General features: G+C 67.5%; 24 protein-coding genes. 11 read left to right on the top strand and 13 right to left on the bottom strand.

The genetic code is table 11. The annotated features are described in order from the left end of the window. Positions 1-2 precede the first annotated feature (2 nt). From AWB94_RS13185 to AWB94_RS13200, 4 genes are read left to right on the top strand one after another with little or no spacing between them, the layout of a single operon-like run. Positions 3-800 (top strand): hypothetical protein, encoded by a 798-nt coding sequence (locus AWB94_RS13185; RefSeq protein WP_062655753.1) that lies wholly within the window; start codon positions 3-5, stop codon positions 798-800. Then, a complete protein-coding gene (locus AWB94_RS13190; RefSeq protein ID WP_062655754.1) occupies positions 800-1,186 on the top strand; it encodes a hypothetical protein in 387 nt (128 codons plus the stop codon). Before AWB94_RS13185 ends, AWB94_RS13190 begins: the two co-directional genes overlap by 1 nt. Beyond that, positions 1,183-1,881, top strand: coding sequence for a hypothetical protein (locus tag AWB94_RS13195; protein WP_062655755.1), 699 nt, complete (start codon positions 1,183-1,185; stop codon positions 1,879-1,881). Before AWB94_RS13190 ends, AWB94_RS13195 begins: the two co-directional genes overlap by 4 nt. A 51-nt stretch (positions 1,882-1,932) precedes the next feature. Continuing rightward, on the top strand, positions 1,933-2,154 hold the full coding sequence (locus AWB94_RS13200) for a hypothetical protein (protein WP_064961258.1): 222 nt from the start codon (positions 1,933-1,935) through the stop codon (positions 2,152-2,154). An 18-nt stretch (positions 2,155-2,172) separates the two neighbouring features. Here AWB94_RS13200 and AWB94_RS13205 read toward each other — a convergent pair whose 3' ends face one another. Both AWB94_RS13205 and AWB94_RS13210 read right to left on the bottom strand, forming a co-directional pair. Next, complete coding sequence (locus AWB94_RS13205; protein ID WP_062655757.1) at positions 2,173-2,379, bottom strand: hypothetical protein; 207 nt, start codon at positions 2,377-2,379, stop codon at positions 2,173-2,175. A 37-nt stretch (positions 2,380-2,416) separates the two neighbouring features. Continuing rightward, complete coding sequence (locus AWB94_RS13210; RefSeq protein WP_062655758.1) at positions 2,417-2,872, bottom strand: DUF2510 domain-containing protein; 456 nt, start codon at positions 2,870-2,872, stop codon at positions 2,417-2,419. A 146-nt stretch (positions 2,873-3,018) separates the two neighbouring features. Between AWB94_RS13210 and AWB94_RS13215 the strand changes: the two genes are divergently transcribed. Continuing rightward, positions 3,019-3,210: a helix-turn-helix transcriptional regulator gene (locus AWB94_RS13215; RefSeq protein ID WP_062655759.1), complete on the top strand. Its 192-nt coding sequence runs from the start codon at positions 3,019-3,021 to the stop codon at positions 3,208-3,210. Here the strand turns inward: AWB94_RS13215 and AWB94_RS13220 are convergent. The 4 genes from AWB94_RS13220 to AWB94_RS13240 all read right to left on the bottom strand — a co-directional run bounded on the left by AWB94_RS13220 (position 3,207) and on the right by AWB94_RS13240 (position 6,929). Next, positions 3,207-4,196 (bottom strand): tyrosine-type recombinase/integrase, encoded by a 990-nt coding sequence (locus AWB94_RS13220; protein ID WP_234811731.1) that lies wholly within the window; start codon positions 4,194-4,196, stop codon positions 3,207-3,209. The genes AWB94_RS13215 and AWB94_RS13220 overlap by 4 nt on opposite strands. 98 nt (positions 4,197-4,294) lie before the next feature. Continuing rightward, positions 4,295-4,657, bottom strand: coding sequence for a group I truncated hemoglobin (locus AWB94_RS13230; protein ID WP_062655761.1), 363 nt, complete (start codon positions 4,655-4,657; stop codon positions 4,295-4,297). 80 nt (positions 4,658-4,737) lie between these two features. Then, complete coding sequence (locus tag AWB94_RS13235) at positions 4,738-5,889, bottom strand: serine/threonine-protein kinase (RefSeq protein WP_062655762.1); 1,152 nt, start codon at positions 5,887-5,889, stop codon at positions 4,738-4,740. 44 nt (positions 5,890-5,933) lie between these two features. Continuing rightward, positions 5,934-6,929 carry an oxygenase MpaB family protein gene (locus tag AWB94_RS13240; RefSeq protein WP_201029526.1) on the bottom strand — a complete coding sequence of 332 codons (996 nt, stop codon included), beginning with the start codon at positions 6,927-6,929 and terminating at the stop codon, positions 5,934-5,936. 64 nt (positions 6,930-6,993) lie between these two features. Here AWB94_RS13240 and AWB94_RS13245 point away from each other — a divergent pair, with 64 nt between their 5' ends. Next, positions 6,994-7,614 carry a TetR/AcrR family transcriptional regulator gene (locus tag AWB94_RS13245; RefSeq protein ID WP_084395054.1) on the top strand — a complete coding sequence of 207 codons (621 nt, stop codon included), beginning with the start codon at positions 6,994-6,996 and terminating at the stop codon, positions 7,612-7,614. On the opposite strand, the gene AWB94_RS13250 is transcribed toward AWB94_RS13245, so the two are convergent. After that, entirely contained in the window at positions 7,615-8,082 is a 468-nt protein-coding gene (locus AWB94_RS13250) for a hypothetical protein (protein ID WP_062655765.1), read from the bottom strand. It abuts the gene before it with no gap. A gap of 210 nt (positions 8,083-8,292) precedes the next feature. Here AWB94_RS13250 and AWB94_RS13255 point away from each other — a divergent pair, with 210 nt between their 5' ends. The 4 genes from AWB94_RS13255 to phoU all read left to right on the top strand — a co-directional run bounded on the left by AWB94_RS13255 (position 8,293) and on the right by phoU (position 13,494). Continuing rightward, positions 8,293-9,303, top strand: a complete 1,011-nt coding sequence (locus tag AWB94_RS13255; protein ID WP_062656120.1) for an acyl-ACP desaturase — start codon at positions 8,293-8,295, stop codon at positions 9,301-9,303. Further along, complete coding sequence (dusB, locus tag AWB94_RS13260; protein ID WP_062655766.1) at positions 9,300-10,478, top strand: tRNA dihydrouridine synthase DusB; 1,179 nt, start codon at positions 9,300-9,302, stop codon at positions 10,476-10,478. Before AWB94_RS13255 ends, dusB begins: the two co-directional genes overlap by 4 nt. Before the next feature lie 222 nt (positions 10,479-10,700). Further along, positions 10,701-12,743: an LCP family protein gene (locus AWB94_RS13265; RefSeq protein ID WP_062655767.1), complete on the top strand. Its 2,043-nt coding sequence runs from the start codon at positions 10,701-10,703 to the stop codon at positions 12,741-12,743. Between the two features lie 85 nt (positions 12,744-12,828). Further along, positions 12,829-13,494, top strand: coding sequence for a phosphate signaling complex protein PhoU (gene phoU / locus AWB94_RS13270; protein WP_062655768.1), 666 nt, complete (start codon positions 12,829-12,831; stop codon positions 13,492-13,494). Positions 13,495-13,506: 12 nt separating this feature from the next. Here phoU and AWB94_RS13275 read toward each other — a convergent pair whose 3' ends face one another. Then, positions 13,507-14,016 (bottom strand): MarR family winged helix-turn-helix transcriptional regulator, encoded by a 510-nt coding sequence (locus AWB94_RS13275; RefSeq protein ID WP_062655769.1) that lies wholly within the window; start codon positions 14,014-14,016, stop codon positions 13,507-13,509. A gap of 78 nt (positions 14,017-14,094) precedes the next feature. Between AWB94_RS13275 and AWB94_RS13280 the strand changes: the two genes are divergently transcribed. Next, positions 14,095-15,069, top strand: coding sequence for a quinone oxidoreductase family protein (locus AWB94_RS13280; protein WP_062655770.1), 975 nt, complete (start codon positions 14,095-14,097; stop codon positions 15,067-15,069). Here AWB94_RS13280 and pstB read toward each other — a convergent pair. From pstB to AWB94_RS13305, 5 genes are all read right to left on the bottom strand, one after another. After that, positions 15,066-15,842: a phosphate ABC transporter ATP-binding protein PstB gene (gene pstB, locus AWB94_RS13285; RefSeq protein ID WP_062655771.1), complete on the bottom strand. Its 777-nt coding sequence runs from the start codon at positions 15,840-15,842 to the stop codon at positions 15,066-15,068. The genes AWB94_RS13280 and pstB overlap by 4 nt on opposite strands. 9 nt (positions 15,843-15,851) lie before the next feature. Then, complete coding sequence (gene pstA / locus AWB94_RS13290) at positions 15,852-16,766, bottom strand: phosphate ABC transporter permease PstA (protein ID WP_062655772.1); 915 nt, start codon at positions 16,764-16,766, stop codon at positions 15,852-15,854. Further along, positions 16,763-17,818, bottom strand: coding sequence for a phosphate ABC transporter permease subunit PstC (gene pstC, locus AWB94_RS13295; RefSeq protein WP_062655773.1), 1,056 nt, complete (start codon positions 17,816-17,818; stop codon positions 16,763-16,765). Before pstC ends, pstA begins: the two co-directional genes overlap by 4 nt. A gap of 47 nt (positions 17,819-17,865) precedes the next feature. Next, positions 17,866-18,987 carry a phosphate ABC transporter substrate-binding protein PstS gene (gene pstS / locus AWB94_RS13300; protein WP_062655774.1) on the bottom strand — a complete coding sequence of 374 codons (1,122 nt, stop codon included), beginning with the start codon at positions 18,985-18,987 and terminating at the stop codon, positions 17,866-17,868. A gap of 169 nt (positions 18,988-19,156) precedes the next feature. Next, positions 19,157-19,603 carry a MarR family winged helix-turn-helix transcriptional regulator gene (locus AWB94_RS13305; RefSeq protein ID WP_062656121.1) on the bottom strand — a complete coding sequence of 149 codons (447 nt, stop codon included), beginning with the start codon at positions 19,601-19,603 and terminating at the stop codon, positions 19,157-19,159. Positions 19,604-19,743: the final 140 nt, after the last annotated feature.

Consider the following 19,743-nt stretch of genomic DNA (forward strand, 5'->3'; position numbering starts at 1 on the left):
TCATGGCTCGTAAGTTCCTCACCGGCATCGACCTCCAAAATCAGCGAGGCATCAACGCCGCATCGCCGTCGGCGGGCACCGACCTGGTCAACAAGGACTACGTCGACAACCTGATCGCCGGCCTGTCGTGGAAGAAGGCGGTCGACGCCGCGACGACCGCGAACGGCGCCCTGGCAACAGCATTCGCGGCCGGACAGGTTATCGACGGCGTCACCCTGGCCACCGGTAACCGGATCCTGATCAAGAATCAGACGACCGGATCCGAGAACGGCATCTACACCGTGAACGCGTCCGGCGCGCCGACCCGCGCCACCGACGCCGACGGCGCCGGCGAACTCGTACCGAACGCCACGGTCTACGTCTCCGCGGGCACCACGCAGGCCGACACGCAGTGGACGTGCACCACGAACGGCACCATCACCCCGGGCACCACCGCGACGGTGTGGGCACAGACCGGCGGGTCCGGAAACTACACCGCCGGCAACGGCATCAACATCAGCAGCGGCGTGATCACCGCGGTTGCGGCGCCGTCCGGCGGCCTGACCGTCGGGGCCAGCGGTATCGCGATCGACACATCGGTGGTCACCCGGAAGTACGCCACCGCGATCGGCGACGGCAGCGCGTCGGTCATCACGGTCACGCACAACCTCGGCACCCGTGACGTCGACGTTGTGGTGTACAACGCCACCACGTACGAGGAAGTGGAGGCCGACGTCGTGCATGCCACCACCAACACCGTCACCGTCAGCTTCGCCGCCGCGCCGGCGTCCGGCGCCTACCGCGTGGCTGTCTTCGGCTGATGGCCCGCAAGCAGGTCGGCGCCGCGCCATCGGATCCGTCCGACGGCGTCACGAAGCTGTACGTCGACACGATCACCCCGAACACCCGGCCCACCAACGAGACGGCCTATACGCTCGCGCTGACCGACCTCGGCAAGGTCGTCGAGACGACCAACGCGGCGGCCAACACGGTGACCATCCCGCCGAGCAGCACCGTTCCGTTCCCGGCGACCGGGGTTTGTGAGATCTTCGCCTACGGCGCCGGTCAAGTGACCCTCGTCGAAGGTGCCGGCGTGACCATCCGCAGCGTCGGTAGCAAGAAGAAGCTCACCGGCCAGTATTCGTCGGTCGCGCTGCGCTACCGCGGCTCAAACGAGTGGGTTGCGACCGGGGATCTGTCGACGTGACCCGGGTGTCGCGCCGCGGCGCGATCGCCGCATCCACACAGGCGGCCGCCGCATCTGCGCCGGTCCTGTTTCAGACCACGTTCGGCCAGTTCACCAACAGCAACAGCTTCGGCACAAGCACCACCGCGAGCGGCGCTGTCGACCTGTCGGCGTACAGCGGCATCCCCAACCTGGCGTTGGTTATGGCGCTCAACTGGTACGCCAACGGTGGCGGCACCACCACGTTCGGGTGCTCGTACAACGGCGTCGCCGCGACACTGATGGGCGGCCAGGACCGCAGCGGCGGCGCGAATTACGGTTCGCAGCTCTGGATCTTCCCCAACCCGCCCACCGACGGGTCGCACCCCTTGGCCGGAATCCAGAGCTCGGGCACCAACACCGGCCGCAATATCTGGCTGATGGCGTGGCTGTGGTCCAACGTCGGCGGGTACGACAATGTGGTGTCGGCGCCCGGCATCAGCTCCGGCACCGCGATCACCATCCCGGTCGGCGCCAACCAAGTCGCGGTCAACGCGATGTCGGCCGGCCACACGTTGGGCAACTACAGCCAGACGCAACGCGCAGCGAGCGCCGTCGCGAACACCCTGCGGGGGCTGGCCGGCGACGCCGCCGGCGACGCGTCGGGCTCGAAGGACTTCTCGGCGACGGGCGGCACGTACAACAGCGTCGGCGCCCGCCTGCTGCCCGCAGCCTGACCACGGCCAGCTCCCGCGTGGAGTAAGGCGAGACGCGGCACGATCGGATGCATGCCCGGACATCCTGATTCGACGTCGACACGGCCGGTGCGCAACGGCACCTGCAAGGTGTGCACCGGCGCGGTGCGCCACTACCCGCCGCCCGCCGGCGTCGACGGCCCGGGCGCGTGGGCGCACCTGAACCGGGCCGACTGGATCGACAACCCGCACGACCCGGATCCAACCGACGAAGCGATCGCGGCCGCGCAGGTGCCGGACCCGGCCGCCGAGTAGCCGACCGCCCGGGGCATGTCAGCGGCCGCGGCTACGATCCACCGCATGCCCGAGGTCGGCGACCTGGTCCCGAACCGCCGCGGCGGCATGCACGTCCAGCGGCCGGCCCAATGCCCGAACGGCCACCAGCTCGGCCCCGGCCAGGTGATCGTCGGCAGCTACCCATGCGCGTGCGGCGACCGACACATGACCTGGCGCTGCACCACCTGCGACCAGCCGGTCCACGCACCACCCAAGGGCGAGAGCTGCGACCAATCCCCGTCTATGCCGCCGCGATGAGAACGATCGCGATGATGACCACGACCGCGGCGGCGACGCCCAGCGACACCCACATCAACGTGTCTTCGCGATCGCCGGCCTTGACGCGATCGATGAACGACGGGCCCGCCGGCCCGGCCGGGCGCGCCGGCGGCGGCGTGATGACCCGGCCGTACGCGTCGACGGTCTGCACGCGCTTGTTGTTGGCCAGGGCGACGATCAGCCAAATCCATATCCACCCGCCGCACGCCCAGAACGTGAGCACCGTCAGGATGAGATGCAGGATGTGGTTCGGGCCCGACACCACGACCCCGCCGGCGGGCGGCGGCACCATCGGCGGCGCGACAGCCGGCGCGGCCGGCGCGTACTGCTCGGTCCACTGCACGCCGTCGAAATAGCGCTGCATCGGCTTCCCGGTCGGGTCCGGATACCAGCCAGCCGGCGAAGACGGAACGGTCATAGCCGATCACGCTAGCGGCATCACCAGGCGACTCGCAGCTACACCCCGAGAACTGCCGCCGCGCGTCGCCATCACACCACCAACGGGCACACCCGTACGGGCACACCGATCGGGATATATACCTCGGTATTCATACCGTCTGGCCCGTGGTCATGATCAGGGCTCTTGGAGTGAACGAAGTGGCCGAACGCACCGGCCTGTCACCGAACACCGTCAAGAGCTACGCCAACATTCCCGGCCGGATGCCGCAACCTGACGTGATGATCGGCCGGGTGAAGGGATGGTTCCCGGAGACCATCGACAGGTGGATCGAGCGGCGAGCCGAGAAGCAGAGCTAGGACGCCGCTTTGAGCTCGCGCGGCCGGGCGTGCAGGGCCCGCCACGGGTCCAGTCCCGCGATCGCGTCGAACCGCTGACCGTCGGGCACCTTCGTGTAGATCTGCGTCGTGGCCAGCGACTTGTGGCGCAGCAGCTCTTGGACCACGCGAATGTCGACGCCGTTGTCCAGCATCGTGCTGGCGTACCAGTGCCGCAGTGCGTGCGGCGTACCGCGGACGCCGGCGCGGCGCATGGTGCGGCCGATGATGTCGGACACCGATTTCGAGAGGACGTGTTCGGACTCGCATCCGCGCATCGGGAACCACCAGCCGGCGCCGGGCATCTCGCTCGCCATTTCGAGCAGGATCGGGTGCAGCGGCACCGACTTCAGCCGCCGGCCCTTGCCCTTGACCCACAGCAATCGGGTGTTGAAGTCGACGTCTTCGCCGCGGATCTGGGCGATCTCGTGCACGCGGAGACCGGCGAGCAGTGCGAGCAGGATCATGCGGCGCGTCGACGTCCACATCCGGGCCTGAAGCAGCTTCACGACCTCGGTGTCAGCGACCGGCCGCGGCTCGCGCTCCGGCACGCGTGGCGTGCCGACCTTCACCATCGGATTGTCGATCCGCCGGTCGACGATCTGTAGCCATTTGAACCACGCGGAAAGATAGCTGGTGTACGTCGCTGCCGTCGAGTCGGACCAATCTCCGTCGTGCTCAGCAATCCACTCGACGATGTCGATCGCCGTAATAGATATTGGCTGGATTCCAGTTTCGTTGTGTAACAGTCGGATAACTCGAAGGCGCTCGTTGATGGTTCGGCGGGAGAGGCGCTTAGCTACTTGCCAAAGCTTCCAATCGTCGGAACCGGTCGTAATCACTGTGGTTGCTGGGCTCATACCAGGTGATTTCACAGGAAACAAGTTGCTCGTATGGTTCACCACGTCAAATAGTGACCGCTCCGTCGCCACACCGAAACGATTCCGTTGCGCGCCGTCGGCGGTCATGCCGCGAAACTGACGGACGCCAAAGGTGGCCGTCTACGGACTTTTAATCCGCAGGTCCCAGGTTCGAGCCCTGGTGGGGGCACCACACATGGTCACGATCACGCGCTCCGCGCGGTGGCGATCTCGTCGGCCAGCGGCGCCACGGCCGCGATGATCTGGGCCACCAACTCCTCGGGCACCCCGGCCGCGGTCAGACTGTCCGACAGGTGCCCGGCGACCAGGTCGAAGTGATGCAGGGTGATGCCCCGGCCTTGATGGACCTGCCGCATCGGCGCGCCGGTGTAGGGCTCCGGACCGCCGAGGGCGGCGCCGAAGAACTCCGCCTGCTTACCCTTCAGCCGAGCCATGTTGGTGCCGGTGAAGAACCCCGCCAGTTCGTCGTCGGCGAGCACGCGCACGTAGAAGTCCGCCACCACCGCTTCGATGGCGGCGCCACCGCCGATCTGCTCGTAGATACTCATGCCACCAGCACACCGCGGCGCCGTTGCCCGGCAATTTCGCCGGCGTACACGCCACGCTACGAGGAACTCACAACGCGCGGTCAGCCCTCACCGCGTTTGGGCTTGTGCCCGTTGCCGTTTCCCTTGCCGTTCCCGTTGCCGGGCCCCTTGGGCGGCGGGCCCTGCTGGTCGACGGGAGCGGGCACCAGCGAGGGCGGCGGCGCGACCGAGGTGGTGACCGGCGGCGGGGGCGGCTCGGAGGTGGCCGTGCCGGCCGGTTGCGGCGCCACCGTGCGCGACGCGGCATCGACGACGAAGGCCAGCACCACCAACACCACGACCACGAGCGCGCCGATCGCCGCGAGCACCGGCCGCCGGCGCCTACGCCGCCGGGGCAGCACCGTCGTCGCCGGATCGGGCAGCGGATGCTCCAGTACCCGCGTCGGCGGGCGCACCGGCGCCCCGCCCGCGAGTGCCGCCCGCATCTCGGCAGCGCTGCCGAAGCCGCCGGCCAATCCGCGTTCGATGGCGTACACCAAGGCCGGGTCGGCGTCGGGGCGCAGGGCAGCCAACGGCTGATACCGGCGCTCGGCCACGGCGCGGGCCAGCTCGGCGATGTTCTGTTGCGGAAACGGCCGCCGGCTCGACAGTGCCTCGTAGCCGACCACCGCGACGGCGTACAGATCGTCGGCCACCGTGGCCGGCCGGCCCGCGATCCGGTCGGCGGACAGGTAGGCCACGGTGCCGATCACCTCGCCGGTCACGGTGTCCACCGACTCCACACTCTTGGCGATGCCGAAGTCGGCCACCTTCGCCGAGCCGTCCTCGGTGAGCAGGATGTTGGCCGGTTTGATGTCCCGGTGCAGTACGCCGGCGCCGTGCGCGGCCGACAGCGCCGACAGCACCTGATCGAGCACGGCACGCACGTGCGGCTCGGGCAGCGGGCCGCGGTCGACAATATCGGCCAGGGTGCCTCCCGGCAGCCGCTCCATGACGATGTACGGCGTCGCGCGGTGTTCGCCGACATCGTGCACGGCGACCACATGCGGATGGCTCAGTCCGGCGGCCGCCCTGGCCTCGACGGCGAACCGTCTGCGACTGTCCGGCTGCGCGCTCAGCTGCGGATACAGCATCTTGATGGCGACCGCGCGACCGAGCCTGACATCCCAGCCCGCGCGGACCTCCGCCATACCGCCGCGGCCCAGCACCCCCCGCAGTTCATATCGGCCGCCGAGAAGTTCCGGCCCCTGCATGCCGACAACGCTAGCCCGTCCACGGGCAAGCAGCGCGGGCGGGATCAGCCGACGTTCGGGCAGTAGAAATTCGGGCTGTCGCGGTACTCGACCGGCGGCAGGTTGCGCGCCGGGGTGTGCACCAGCGGCGCGTCGGCGGGCAGCCGGCCCGTCGCGCGGTCCATCGCGGAGCGCTTGCGCGGATGCATCAGCCGGCGCTTGGGTCCGTACTTCGACACCAGGGTGATCACATTGCACAGCCGGTCGTGCCACCACTGTTGCCGAGGCGACCAGGTGTACCCCATGAGTTCGCGTACCGGCGGGTCATACAGGGCGACGGTCATGAAGGTCAGGAAGCGCTGCATCACTTTCAGGTTCAGCGCCCACAACGGATCCGGAATCCATTGCAGCGACGGATGTTTGGGCATGGTCGACAGATCCATCACCTCACGCGCGGCCCAGTTGTTCTCCAGCACGTTGCGGCACATGTGATCCCAATACGCCTGGAAGTCCTCCCAACTCTTGGGCACCGGCCGCATGCTCATCCCGTACATGCGGTACCAGGCGATGTGTTCGTCGAACAGTTGGCGCTTGTCCGTCTCGGTCAGGCCACCGCCGAACTTCTCGGCGGCCAGCAACGTCGACTTGAAGAAGGTGGCGTGCGCCCAGTAGAAGACGTCGGGATTGAGCGCGCTGTACCGCCGGCCCTGCTCGTCCACCCCTTTGATCCCGATGTGATAGTCGCGCACCTCGGCACCGGTCTGCGGCGCCCGATCGCCATCGAAGACGACACCGCCGATCGGGTAGATGGACCGCAGCAGCCGCGGGATCCGCTCCATGAAGAAGATCGAGTGCTGCTGCACCGCCGCGCCCAGCTGGGGATGCATGTTCTGCATCGAGCCGGCCCAGGTGCCCTGGAACAACCCCGTCCACTGTCCGAAGTACTTCCAGGTCAGCGAGTCCGGACCGAGCGGGGCAGGCGGTGCGTCATACCCGCCGGAGGTCACCGGGCACCCCGCGGCCGGCGCCTGCTCCTCGGCCGCCGGGCATGACTGCGACATGTCCTGCGTCACGGGCGCTGTTCCCTTCGCCGTCGAGCGAATTCTGACTACACTCGTTGTCACTATGGAGCTTAGGAGTCGCGAGGCATCCGGTCAACGACGCGGCCGGTGGTCGGGTGTCCCCCTGTCCGATCGCCAGGCATTGCGGCGCACCGAGTTGATCGCCGCCGGCATCGGGCTGCTCGGCGGCCCGGAGGGCCCGCGCCTGACCGTCCGTGCGGTATGCCGGGCGGCCGCGCTGACCGAGCGCTACTTCTACGAAAGCTTCGGCGACAGAGACGAATTCGTGCGCGCCGTATATGACGAGGTGTGCACGACGGCGATGGCCACACTGGCGTCCGCGGCCACGCCCCGCGACGCGGTGGAACGCTTCGTCGCCCTGATGGTCGACGACCCCACTCGGGGACGGGTGCTCCTGCTGGCACCGGAGCACGAACCGGTGCTCACCAAGTCCGGTGCCGACTGGATGCCGTCATTCATCAGCCTGCTGCAGAGCAGGCTGATCCATGTGAGCGATCCCGCCCGCCAGGAGATGATCGCCACCGGTCTGGTGGGCGCACTGACGGCACTGTTCACCGGCTATCTCAACGGACGGCTGAGCGCGACGCGGGAACAGTTCGTCGATTACTGCAGTGACCTGGTGCTCCGCCGGGCCGCAGAAGCGGACCGGACCGGAGCGCACTGACTACTGGTCAGGCGTGCTGACCTCGGCCAGCTCCTGCTCCTGCTGGTCGGCGGCCAGCTGTTCGGCGGCCTGCTGTTCGGCCAGCGCCTTGGCTTCGGCCTCGTCGGCGGCGGCCTTGGCGGCCCGGCCCTCCGGGCTGGCCACGGAGGCGCCCGGGTTGGTGGCGGTCGCGACGCCGCCATTGCAGTTCAGGTAGAACTGCACGGTGTTGGACACGTGCGCACCGTCGTTCGCGCTGGCGAACGGCGCCGTCTGGGAGCGGGTGACGATGCAGTCGCCCTGATCCAGCTTGTCGCCGACGCGGGCGGCGACGACGACCGTCTGACCGGCGTCGCCGGCCGCAGAGCTGGCATCGCTGTAGGTCTGCCCGGCGTAGTTGTCGGCAGCAGCCACACCCGTACCGAACAACGCGGTAGCGGCTGCCAGCGCACCGACGGTGCCCGACCCCAGAACGATCAGCTTTTTCACGTGTGGCCCTACTCCCATTACTCAGGGTCTTGATGTATGCGGGGCATCGTAACGCGCTGCGCAACCGACCGCAGCCCGTCTGCCGAGCCTGTTTGAATCCTGAAAACGTGTGGCAACCGTTACATGACGGGCCCGGCAACAAACTTGATGTAACCGGAGTCCACAGATATATTGACTGCAACCAACAGGTACAGATAACTGGGAGTGACCGTGTCACAGGAACTGACCGATCTCCAACTCTTGCACGAGCTGGAGCCCGTGGTCGAAAAACAGATCAACCGGCATCTGTCCATGCGCAAGGACTGGAATCCGCACGACTACATCCCGTGGTCGGACGGTAAGAACTTCTACGCCCTGGGCGGCGAAGAATGGCATCCCGAGCAGTCGAAGCTGTCCGAGGTTGCCCGCATCGCGATGGTCACCAACCTGCTGACCGAGGACAACCTGCCCTCCTATCACCGCGAGATCGCGATGAACTTCACCATGGACGGCCCGTGGGGCTTCTGGGTGAACCGCTGGACCGCCGAGGAGAACCGGCACGGCATCGCGCTGCGCGACTACCTGCTGGTGACCCGCTCCATCGACCCGATCGAACTCGAGGAGCTGCGCGTCGAGCAGGTCACCCGCGGCTTCTCGCCCGGCCAGAACCAGCAGGGCGGCGACGAACTGTTCGCCGAGAGCCTGTTCGACTCCGTCATCTACGTGACGTTCCAGGAGCTGGCCACCCGCGTCAGCCACCGCAACACCGGCAAGGCCTGCAACGAGCCCATCGCCGACCAGCTGCTGGGCCGGATCTCGGCCGACGAGAACCTGCACATGATCTTCTACCGGGACGTGTCGGCCGCCGGCCTGGACATCGCCCCCAACCAGGCGATGAAGTCGCTGCACAAGGTGCTGACCAACTTCAAGATGCCCGGCTACACGATTCCGGACTTCCGCCGCAAGGCCGTCGTCATCGCCACCGGCGGTGTCTACGACCCGCGTATCCACCTCGACGACATCGTCATGCCGGTGCTCAAGAAGTGGCGCATCTTCGAGCGTGAGGACTTCACCGGCGAGGCCGCCAAGCTGCGCGACGAAGTCGGCAAGCATGTCGAGGAGCTCGAGGAGACCTGCGTGAAGTTCGAGATCGCCAAGGAGCGTCGCCTGGAGCGCGAGCGCAAGGTCGCCGAGAAGAAGGCGATGAAGAACCTGCTGGTCACCTCCTCCGCGGCCGGATGACGCTGACCGCAGTCCAACCGCTTCCGACCCGATCCGCAGCTTTGCGGATCGGGTCGATCGCGTTGCACAGCCCCGTCGTGCTGGCACCGATGGCCGGCGTCACCAATGTCGCGTTCCGCACGCTGTGCCGCGAGCTGGAGCTGGCCAGGGCCGAAACCGTCAGCGGCCTGTACGTCTGCGAGATGGTCACCGCACGAGCGCTGGTCGAACGCCACCCCGTAACCCTGCACATGACCACCTTCGCCCCGACCGAGTCGCCGCGGTCGCTGCAGCTCTACACCGTCGACCCGGATACCACCTACGCCGCGGCCAAGATGATCGTCGACGAGAACATGGCCGACCACATCGACATGAACTTCGGCTGCCCGGTGCCGAAGGTGACCCGGCGCGGCGGCGGCTCGGCCATCCCGTACAAGCGCCGGCTGTTCGGCAAGATCGTCGCGGCCGCGGTGCGCGCCACCGAAGGCACCGACATCCCGGTCACGGTGAAGTTCCGCATCGGGATCGACGACGCCCACCACACCCATCTGGACGCCGGCCGGATCGCCGAACAAGAGGGTGCGGCGGCGGTGGCCCTGCACGCCCGCACCGCGGCCCAGCGCTATTCGGGCGCGGCCGACTGGAGCCAGATCGCCGCACTCAAGCAGCACGTCACCTCGATCCCGGTGCTGGGCAACGGGGACATCTTCAACGCCGACGACGCGCTGGCCATGATGCGGCAGACCGGTTGTGACGGTGTCGTCATCGGCCGCGGCTGCCTGGGCCGGCCCTGGCTGTTCGCCGAACTGTCGGCCGCTTTCACCGGCCGGCCGGTCGCGACGCCGCCCACGCTCGGAGAGGTGGCCGACATCATGCGCCGGCACGGTCAGCTGCTGGCCGCCCACTTCGGCGAGGACAAAGGCATGCGCGATATGCGCAAGCACATCGCCTGGTACCTGCACGGATTCCCGGCCGGCGCCGACACCCGCCGGGCGCTGGCCTTGGTGAAGACCCTCGACGAGCTCGACACCCTGCTACGTCAGCTCGACGCGGACGTGCCGTTCCCGCCGCACGCCGCCGGCCCGCGCGGCAGGCAGGGCTCGCCGTCGTCGGTGACACTGCCCGAAGGCTGGCTCGACGATCCGGACGACATCACCGTCCCCGAAGGGGCCGATGTGATGCATTCGGGCGGCTGAATCGAGGCCGCTGGATAGTTGCGTCCGAAACAAGATCGAGACGGCCTCGTCACATCTTCGGACTGGCTGGGGCTCGGGTTGTCTCAGTACGATGGGGACCCACTTGACCGCTTCCGGTTGGCGGAAGCGGGTGCCGGACTGCTAGACAACAATGCAGCCCCCACGACCCCCGCGTGTGCAACGGCGCGCACGTCCCCGCGAAAAGTCGAAGGCCGGTAGGACATGAGTGACGGCGACAACGCCACTCCCGGTCTTTGGGGTCCCCCCGATCGAACACCGTCCACCCCGAGGCTTACCCGGTCGACGCCGCCGGCACCAGGCGCCGCGCCGTGGGAGCGCGCCCAGGGCGTGTTGCCGCCCGATCCCCGGCCCGACGCCGCGGGCACCGGTAACCACACCGACGGCGTCGCGGTCGCCGACCTCATCGCCAAACTCGCCAACGAATCCGGCGCGGGTGGCGGGCGCCGGCGCCGTACCGAACCGGAAGCCGAACCGGCACCCGAACCGTCCGCCGAACCAGCGGTCGAGCACATCGAGCCACCGGTATCGGCCGACACCGTCGAGCCGGACGAGCCGGGTGATTCGGATACCGAGGTCCTGCACGTCGCACCGGCCTTCGCCGCCGGTTACGCGTCCGAACTTCCGGATCTGGCGCTGTTCACCCATCCCGATCGCCCGACACCGACACCGCCCCCGACCACCACGCCCGCCCCGCGGCGCAGGCACCCACGAGTGCGCCTCATGGGACGCGTCGCGGCGGCGCTCATCGCGGTGTCCGCGCTGGTACTGACCGGCGGTGCCTGGCAGTGGCAGTCGATGAAGAACAACAGCCTCAACAAGGTGTCGGCGCTGGATCTCAACTCCCGCGACATCATCGACCCCAACGCCCAGTTCGGTGACGAGAACTTCCTCATCGTCGGGGTGGACAGCCGCATCGGTGCCAACAGCGATATGGGCGCCGGGACCACCGATGACGCGGCCGGGGCGCGGTCGGACACGGTGATGTTGGTGAACATCCCGGCCAACCGCAAACGAGTGGTGGCGGTGTCCTTCCCGCGCGACCTGGCCATCACCCCCACCCAATGCCAGGCGTGGAATCCCGACACCGGGCAGTACGGCCCGGTGTACGACGAGGACACGGGTGAATACGGGCCCGACGAGGTCTACACCGAGACCAAGTTGAACTCGGCGTACGCGTTCGGCGGGCCCAAGTGCCTGGTGAAGGTCATCCAGAAGCTGTCCGGTCTGTCGATCAACCGCTTCATGGCCGTCGACTTCGCGGGCTTCGCCAAGATGGTCGACGCGCTCGGCGGCGTGGAGGTGTGCAGCACCACCCCGCTGGAGGACTACGAACTCGGGACGGTGCTGGCCCACGCCGGACGGCAGATGGTCGACGGGCACACCGCGCTGCAGTACGTCCGCGCCCGCCAGGTCACCACGGAGGTCAACGGCGACTACGGCCGCATCAAACGCCAGCAGCTGTTCCTGTCCTCACTGCTGCGGTCGCTGATCTCCAAAGACACGTTCTTCTCGCTGAGCAAGCTCAACAACGTCGTCAACATGTTCATCCAGGACAGCTACGTCGACAACATCAAGACCAAAGACCTGGTCGACCTGGGCCAGTCCATCCAGGGCGTCAACGCCGGGCGCATCAGCTTCATCACGGTGCCCACCACCGGCGTGACGGACGCCGACGGTAACGAGCCACCCCGCACCGACGACGTGCACGCCCTGTTCGACGCGATCATCAACGACGACCCGCTGCCCGAGGAACGCAACTCCGACAACACGCCCGTGCCGCAGACCCCGGAGATGCCGGTGGGTCCGGCGGCGGCGGTCGACGCCGAGCTCGTCGACGCGGTGGCCACCGATCCCGGTTCGGTGACCGTGCGGGTGTCGAACTCCACCGGCGAGAACGGACTCGCCGCCGACGCGGCCGCGGCGCTGCAGCAGCATGGATTCAACGTCGACACCCCCGACGACTACCCCGGCCCGCTGGACGCGACGACGGTGTTCTTCGCGCCGGGCAACGAGCAGGCGGCCGCCACCGTGGCATCGTCGTTCGCCAACGCGACCATCGAGCGGGCCACCGGACTGGGCAATGTGGTGCGGGTGGTGCTGGGCTCCGACTACCGCGCCGTCGCGCCGCCGTCGCCGAGCGGTTCGGCGGTGAAGGTGCACCTGGTGCAGGGCACCGCCGCCGAGCCGACGCACCTGCCCGAGGACCTGACCGTCACCAACGCGGCCGACACCACCTGCGAATAGCCGGTTCGCGAAAGCCTCCGGCATTCATCGTTCGTTCACCTGCACAATCGTGACGATCCGGGTTCTCAACCGTAGGCTTTAACCCATGCGTACCGCGTACCACGAGCAGCTGGACGGCCTCAACGATCGACTCGGGGAGATGTGCGGCCTGGCAGGTCAAGCCATGGAGCGCGCCACCCAGGCCCTGCTGCAAGCCGATCTGGTGCTGGCCGAACAAGTCATCACCGATCACGAGCGCATCACCGAGGTCAGCAAGCTGGCCGAGGAGGAGGCATTCGTCATCCTCGCCCTGCAGGCGCCGGTGGCCGGCGACCTGCGGGCGATCGTCAGTTCCATCCAGATCGTCGCCGATGTCGACCGGATGGGCGCGCTGGCCCTGCACGTCGCCAAGATCGCCCGGCGCCGGCACCCGCAGCACGCGCTGCCCGAAGAGGTGAACGGATACTTCGCCGAAATGGGGCGTGTCGCAGTCGAATTGGGCAACAGCGCGCAGGACGTGCTGCGCACGCTGGATCCGCAGAAGGCCGCCCAGATCCGCGAAGAAGACGATGCGATGGACGACCTGCATCGCCACCTGTTCTCGGTCCTGATGGACAAGGAGTGGAAGCACGGTGTCACCGCGGCCGTCGACGTGACACTGCTGAGCCGGTTCTACGAGCGCTTCGCCGACCACGCGGTCGAGGTGGCGCGCCGGGTGATCTTCCAGGTCACCGGTCAGCTGCCCGAGGACGACGACCTCGACGCGCGCTGAGGGCCGCCACCGCTACTCCCCTGCGACGATCCGCACCCCGTCCTTGCGCGCGGCCAGCAGGTCGCGCAGCACGGTCTCCAGCACCTGCAGGTCCGCATTGCTGTAACGCCGCAGAAATTCGCGCCGGCCACGGTCCATTTCGGCGTGCAGTTCGGCGTGCGCCGCGGTCAGCAGTTCCCCGTCGGCGGTGAGTCCCAGCTGGATCTCCTTGCGGTTACCCGGCACCGGTGAGCGCTGCACCAGACCGGCGTCCACCAGGCGCTGCACGTGTTTGGACACCGTGCCCTTGAGCTGGCCCGAACGGGCGGCCAGCCCCACCAGGCCGCTCGGCTCGTCGGCGATGGCGGCCAACAGGTGCATCGACAACGTCGGCAGCCCGCGAATGACGGGCTCCAACCGCTTCGGGCAGCGATGCACCATGAAATCGCGTTCGGGGTCACCGTCCTCATCGGTGTCGAACTTGTCCCCGACCGCGTCGATGAGCGTGTTGACCGCGTCGATCAAGGCCAACTTGGTTTTCATGGAAACCATATTGCCATCCGCGGCGCACCCCCGTACATTGTTTCCATAGAAACGATTTCTACGGAAACAGGAGCTCGGATGAAAGCCGCCGTCGTGACCGAATGGGGCCAAGTGCCCGTCTACACCGAGTTCGCCGAGCCCCAAGCCGGCGACGGGACGGTCGTCGGGACCGTCGAAGCCTCGGCGCTGACCAATCTCACCCGCGGCATCGTCTCGGGACAGCATTACGCCAGCAAGGAAATTCAGTTGCCGGCCATCCCCGGGGTGGACGGCGTGGTCCGGCTCGCCGATGGTCGCCGGGTCTATGCCAGCGCGATCGGAGCACACGGCTTGATGGCCGAACGCGCCGCGATCAGAACCCAGGGCGCCTTCGAGGTGCCCGACGGCGTCGACTCCGTCACCGCCGCAGCCGTTCCCAACCCCGGTGCATCGGCGTGGATGGCGCTGCAGCACGGCGCCGCACTGCAGCCGGGCCAGCACGTCCTGGTGCTCGGCGCCACCGGTGTCACCGGCGCGACCGCCGTCCAGCTGGCCAAGTCGCTGTTCGGCGCGGGCCGGGTGGTGGTCGCCGGACGCGACACCGCTCGCCTGGACTGGTTGCGCACCGTCGGCGCCGACGACGCCATCGCCATGCGCGAAGACGACCTCGCCGCCCGCGTCGCCGCCCTGCACACCGAGCGGCCGTTCGACGCCGTACTGGACTACCTGTGGGGTGAACCGGCCGCCACCGCGCTGCGGGCCCTGGCCGGCAGCCATCCGTCGGCGCACTATCACCCCACCCGCTGGGTGCAGATCGGCTCGATGGCGGGGCCGGATATCGCGCTGCCCGCCGGCGTGCTGCGGGGCACGGCGATCACGTTGTCCGGCATCGGTTTCGGCAGTGTCCCACCCGAGGTGTTCGGTCGCGCCCGCACGGAGGCCTTGCCGCTGCTGCTGGACATGGTGGCCGACGGCCGGCTGCAACTGGACACCACGGTCCGGCCGCTGGCGCAGGTGGCCGAAGCCTGGACCGCCGCCGAGCCATCCGGTACCCGGGTGGTGCTGGTCCCCTAGCCGAAGCGGCCGGAGATGTAGTCCTCGGTGGCCTTCTGGGTCGGGTTGGAGAAGATCTTCTCGGTGTCGTCGATCTCGATCAGCCTGCCGGGCTTACCCGTGGCCTCGAGGTTGAAGAACGCGGTCTGATCACTGACCCGGGCCGCCTGCTGCATGTTGTGCGTGACGATCACGATGGTGAAGTCCTGCTTGAGCTCCGCGATCAGATCCTCGATGGCCAAGGTCGAGATCGGGTCCAGGGCCGAACAGGGCTCATCCATCAGCAGCACGTCGGGTTGCACCGCGATGGCCCGGGCGATGCACAGACGCTGCTGCTGACCGCCGGACAGGCCGCCACCGGGCTTGTCGAGGCGGTCCTTCACCTCGTTCCACAGGTTGGCGCCCTTGAGCGAGCGCTCGGCGACCTCGTCGAGGGTCTTCTTGTTGCGCACGCCCTGCAGCTTCAGACCGGCCACCACATTGTCGCGAATCGACATGGTGGGGAACGGGTTCGGGCGCTGGAAGACCATGCCGATGGTCTTGCGCACGCCGACCGGGTCCACCCCGGCGCCATAGATGTCCTCCCCGTCGAGCAGCACCGAGCCCTCGACGTAGGCACCCGGAATGACCTCGTGCATGCGATTGAGGGTGCGCAGCACCGTCGACTTGCCGCAGCCGGACGGGCCGATGAAGGCCATCACACTGCGCGGTTGCACCGACAGTGAGACGTTGGAGACCGCGTGGAACGCGCCGTAATAGATGTTGACGTCTTTGAGATCAAGCCGTTTTGCCATGACGAGCTCCTAAACCTTCTTGGGGGCAAAGATTTTCGCGACGAGCCGGGCGCCGATGTTGAGCAGCGCGACCAGCAGGATCAGCGTGAGCGCCGCTCCCCAGAGCCGGTCGGTGGGCACCGGGTTGGCACCCGCGCCGGCAGAGATCTGGTCGTACATCATGCCGGGCAGCGATCCCATGAAACCGCCGAACATGTCGAAGTTCATCGCCTGCGCGTACCCGACCAGGATGAGCAGCGGCGCCGTCTCACCCATCACGCGGGCCAGCGCCAGCATGATGCCGGTGACGATGCCCGACAACGCCGTCGGGATGACGATGCGCATGATGGTCTTCCATTTCGGCACGCCCAGTGCGTAACTGGCCTCGCGCAGATCCATCGGGACGATGCGCAGCATCTCCTCGGTGGCGCGCACGATCACCGGGATCATCAGCAGCACCAGCGCCAGCGACACGGCGAAACCGGATCGCTCGAACCCCAGCGTGGCCACCCAGAGCGCATAGATGAACAGCGCGGCGACGATGGACGGCACACCGGTGAGGATGTCCACCATGAACGTGGTGACCTTGCCCAGCCGGGTGCCACCGCCGTACTCGACCAGGTAGACCGCCACCATCACCCCGATCGGGATGGAGATCAGCGAGCACACCAGCCCTTGCAGCAGGGTGCCGACGATCGCGTGGTACACACCGCCGCCCGCGGTGAACGTCGTCATCCCGGCCTGCGAGTTGGTGAACCACACGGGCGAGGTGATCGCCTTGAAGCCCTTGACGACCACCGAGTACAGCACCCACGCCAGCGGCACCAGGGCCACCAGCACCGACGCCGTCACCAGTACGGTCGCGACGTTGTTGGTCAGCTTCCGGCGCGCACTGACGCCCTGGAAGACCGGCGCCTTGACCGGCTGTTCGAGCGTGGAGGTCATTTCGCGCCCCTTCCGGCGACCACGGCGCGGGCCAGTGAGTTCACGACGAAGGTCAGGATGAACAGCACCAGGCCCGCCGCGATGTAGGCGCCTGCCTTGTACTGGTCGTTGAATTCGCTTGCCGTGGCAGCGATCTTGCTGGCGAACGTGTAGCCGCCGTCGAACAGCGACCACCCGAATGCCGTCTGCGTGCCGCGCAGGATGATCAGCAGCGCGATGGTCTCACCGAGCGCTCGGCCGAGGCCGAGCATGGCACCGCTGATGTAACCGGACAGGCCGAACGGCAACACGGTGGTGCGCACGACCTCCCAGCGGGTGGCGCCGAGTGCCAGCGCGGCCTCGATCTGGCCGCGCGGGGTCTGCACGAAGACCTCGCGGGTGACCGCGGTGATGATCGGCAGGATCATCACCGCGAGCACGATGCCCGCGGTGAAGATGGTGCCGCCACCGGCCACCGACGCCGTTCCGGTCTTGAACAGGAACAGCCAGTCCAGGTTCTTGTTGAGCCACAGGGCCAGCGGTTTGAGGACCGGCGCCAGCACGTACAGGCCCCACACGCCATAGACGATGGAGGGCACCGCGGCCAGCAGGTCCACCAGGTAGGCCAGCGGGCCGCGCAGCCGTCGGCCGGCGTACTGCGTCAGGAAGATCGCGATGCCCAGCGCCACCGGCATCGCCAGCACCAGAGCGAAGACGGAAACGAAGATCGTCACCTGCAGCAGGTCCAGGATGCCGAAGTGCATCGCCGACGTGTCGGTGGTGATCCAGTTGCCGCCGTAGGTGAAGAAGTTCTCCTTGTTGCGAGCCAGTGCCGGGACGGCACGCCACAGGAGGAACACCCCGATCGCCGCGATCAGCGCGACGATCAGGATGCCCGAACCTTCTGCGAGACCGTGGAAAACGCGGTCTCCCAAGCGCACTTTCGTGCCCTTGGAGGGGTTGGTGGAGATGGGCTCCGGCTCAGGGATGGGCGAGGCGAGTACCTCGCCCGATCCCGCATCGGCTGGATTAGGTGTCGTCACTGTTATCCCGTCAGGGACCTTGTTGGTCATCGGTCCGCAAGTCCATCCTCACCAAAATGACTGTCGTCCGCCAGCCGTCAGGCGATCGCCGAAACGGAGGCCAGCAGGCGCTGCTTGAAGGCGTCGGGCAGCGCGACGTAACCGGCCTGGGACAGGCTGGCCTGGCCCTGGTTGGCGGCCACCGTCAGGAACGATTTGACCGCGGCGGCGGTGTCGGCGTCGTAGCCCTTGGAACAGACGATCTCGTAGGTGGCCAGCATCAGCGGGTAGGCGCCGGCTTCCTTGGAGGCATAGAGCGCGTTCAGGTCCAGGGTGAGGTCCTTGCCGTCGCCCTCGAACTTGGCGGCGCCGACAGCCTGGGTGGTGGACTCGTCGGTCAGTGCGATGGCGCCGGCCCCACTGTCGATCTGCGCGTTGGGCAGGCCCGCGGCCGCAGCCGGGCTCTTCTCCACGTAGCCGATGGCACCAGGGGTGGCCTGCACGGCTTGCACCACGCCGGACGACTTCTGCGCGCCCTCACCGGCGCCGCCCTGGAACTCCTTGCCCGCACCCTTGGTCCAGGTCTGCGGCGCGGCGGCGGCCAGGTACCTCTGGAAGTTGTCGGTGGTGCCCGACGAGTCCGACCGGTAGATCGGCGTGATGTCCACATCCGGCAGGGTGGTGCCCGAGTTCAGCGCGGCGATGGCCGGGTCGTTCCACTTCTTGATCTGGCCCTGGAAGATCTTGGCGAGCACGTCGGGGTTGACGACCAGCTTGTCGACGCCCTCGATGTTGTAGGCCAGCGCGACGGGGCCGAAGACCAGCGGCAGGTTCCAGGCCTCGTTGCCACCGCAGCGCTCGGCGGCCTTCTTGAGCTGGTCGTCATTGAGGGCCGAATCGGATCCGGCGAAGTCGACCTGCTTGGCGATGAACTGGTCCACACCCGCGCCCGAACCGGTCGGGTTGTACGCCAGGGACTTGCCCGAGCAGACCTGGCCCCACACCTTGTTGAACTCGGCGATCGCGTTCTGCTGCGCGGTCGAGCCCTCGGCGGTCAGGCTGTTCTTCCCGGCACAATCGGCGGCCGAGGCGGAGCTGCCGGAGGCGGCCGACGAAGAGGCGGTGCCGGCGTTGTTGTCGCTGCCACAGGCGGCAAGGGTCAGGGCGGCCGCGGCCGACAGCGTGACACCAAAGACCTTGCCAAAGCGATTGAGCTTCACTTATCCCACTTTCGGTTGACGGCTTCAGACTCTCCGGCAACGTATGCGCTGGTGGTGGACTCTTCGCAGATGGAAAGTGAACGGAAGGTGAATAGGTCCAGGGGGTTCACAGGATGCTGAGAATCCGGCGCGCACTCCCGGCCCTCGGCATCGTGGGTGCGATCCCGCCTCAGCGCGCGTAGAGCTCGGAGAGCGCGTGCACCAGCGGTGCGAGCTCGGGTAGCTCGCGCGCTTGCGTCAGGGATGCCTCGAGCGTGGCGTCGTGAGTGGGGCGAGCCTCCTGCAGTAACCGGCGGCCCGATTCCGTGAGTTCGGTGTAGATGCCACGGCGATCCTCGGCACACAGGATTCTTCGGAGCAGGCCGCGGTCCTCGAGGCGATTGACGAGTCGGGTGGTCGCGCTACTGCTCAGTGCGGTGGCCCTGGCCAACTGGGACATGCGCATATGCCAACCGTCTTGGCGGCTCAATGCGTCGAGCACGGTGTACTCGACGACCGACAGGGTGTGGGTGCGCTGTAACGCCCGCTCGAGATCGCCGTCCAGGGCGCCGTACAGCGCGGCCAGGGTGCGCCAGCCTTGCGCACGGATCTCGACGGCGTCGTCGGCAATCCCCACGGTCGTCTCCTCGGTCGATGGCTGGATCACAGCTTACCAGCTTGCGCTGATATAGCGCGTGTGCAACATTAATATCCCGCGTATGCAATTACTGCAGACGCATGCAATCGGCGTATGCACGCATGCACTCGAAAGGAATA

It is taken from the genome of Mycolicibacterium canariasense (assembly GCF_002101555.1).
Taxonomy (GTDB): Bacteria; Actinomycetota; Actinomycetes; order Mycobacteriales; family Mycobacteriaceae; genus Mycobacterium; species Mycobacterium canariasense.

Bases quoted from the DNA above. Each gene is read 5' to 3' on its own strand.
- AWB94_RS13185 (WP_062655753.1), top strand. From the start codon at position 3: ATGGCTCGTAAGTTCCTCACCGGCATCGACCTCCAAAATCAGCGAGGC.
- AWB94_RS13190 (WP_062655754.1), top strand. From the start codon at position 800: ATGGCCCGCAAGCAGGTCGGCGCCGCGCCATCGGATCCGTCCGACGGC.
- AWB94_RS13200 (WP_064961258.1), top strand. From the start codon at position 1,933: ATGCCCGGACATCCTGATTCGACGTCGACACGGCCGGTGCGCAACGGC.
- AWB94_RS13210 (WP_062655758.1), bottom strand. From the start codon at position 2,872: ATGACCGTTCCGTCTTCGCCGGCTGGCTGGTATCCGGACCCGACCGGG.
- AWB94_RS13220 (WP_234811731.1), bottom strand. From the start codon at position 4,196: ATGACCGCCGACGGCGCGCAACGGAATCGTTTCGGTGTGGCGACGGAG.
- AWB94_RS13230 (WP_062655761.1), bottom strand. From the start codon at position 4,657: ATGAGTATCTACGAGCAGATCGGCGGTGGCGCCGCCATCGAAGCGGTG.
- AWB94_RS13235 (WP_062655762.1), bottom strand. From the start codon at position 5,889: ATGCAGGGGCCGGAACTTCTCGGCGGCCGATATGAACTGCGGGGGGTG.
- AWB94_RS13240 (WP_201029526.1), bottom strand. From the start codon at position 6,929: ATGTCGCAGTCATGCCCGGCGGCCGAGGAGCAGGCGCCGGCCGCGGGG.
- AWB94_RS13245 (WP_084395054.1), top strand. From the start codon at position 6,994: ATGGAGCTTAGGAGTCGCGAGGCATCCGGTCAACGACGCGGCCGGTGG.
- dusB (WP_062655766.1), top strand. From the start codon at position 9,300: ATGACGCTGACCGCAGTCCAACCGCTTCCGACCCGATCCGCAGCTTTG.
- AWB94_RS13265 (WP_062655767.1), top strand. From the start codon at position 10,701: ATGAGTGACGGCGACAACGCCACTCCCGGTCTTTGGGGTCCCCCCGAT.
- phoU (WP_062655768.1), top strand. From the start codon at position 12,829: ATGCGTACCGCGTACCACGAGCAGCTGGACGGCCTCAACGATCGACTC.
- AWB94_RS13275 (WP_062655769.1), bottom strand. From the start codon at position 14,016: ATGAAAACCAAGTTGGCCTTGATCGACGCGGTCAACACGCTCATCGAC.
- AWB94_RS13280 (WP_062655770.1), top strand. From the start codon at position 14,095: ATGAAAGCCGCCGTCGTGACCGAATGGGGCCAAGTGCCCGTCTACACC.
- pstB (WP_062655771.1), bottom strand. From the start codon at position 15,842: ATGGCAAAACGGCTTGATCTCAAAGACGTCAACATCTATTACGGCGCG.
- pstA (WP_062655772.1), bottom strand. From the start codon at position 16,766: ATGACCTCCACGCTCGAACAGCCGGTCAAGGCGCCGGTCTTCCAGGGC.
- pstC (WP_062655773.1), bottom strand. From the start codon at position 17,818: ATGACCAACAAGGTCCCTGACGGGATAACAGTGACGACACCTAATCCA.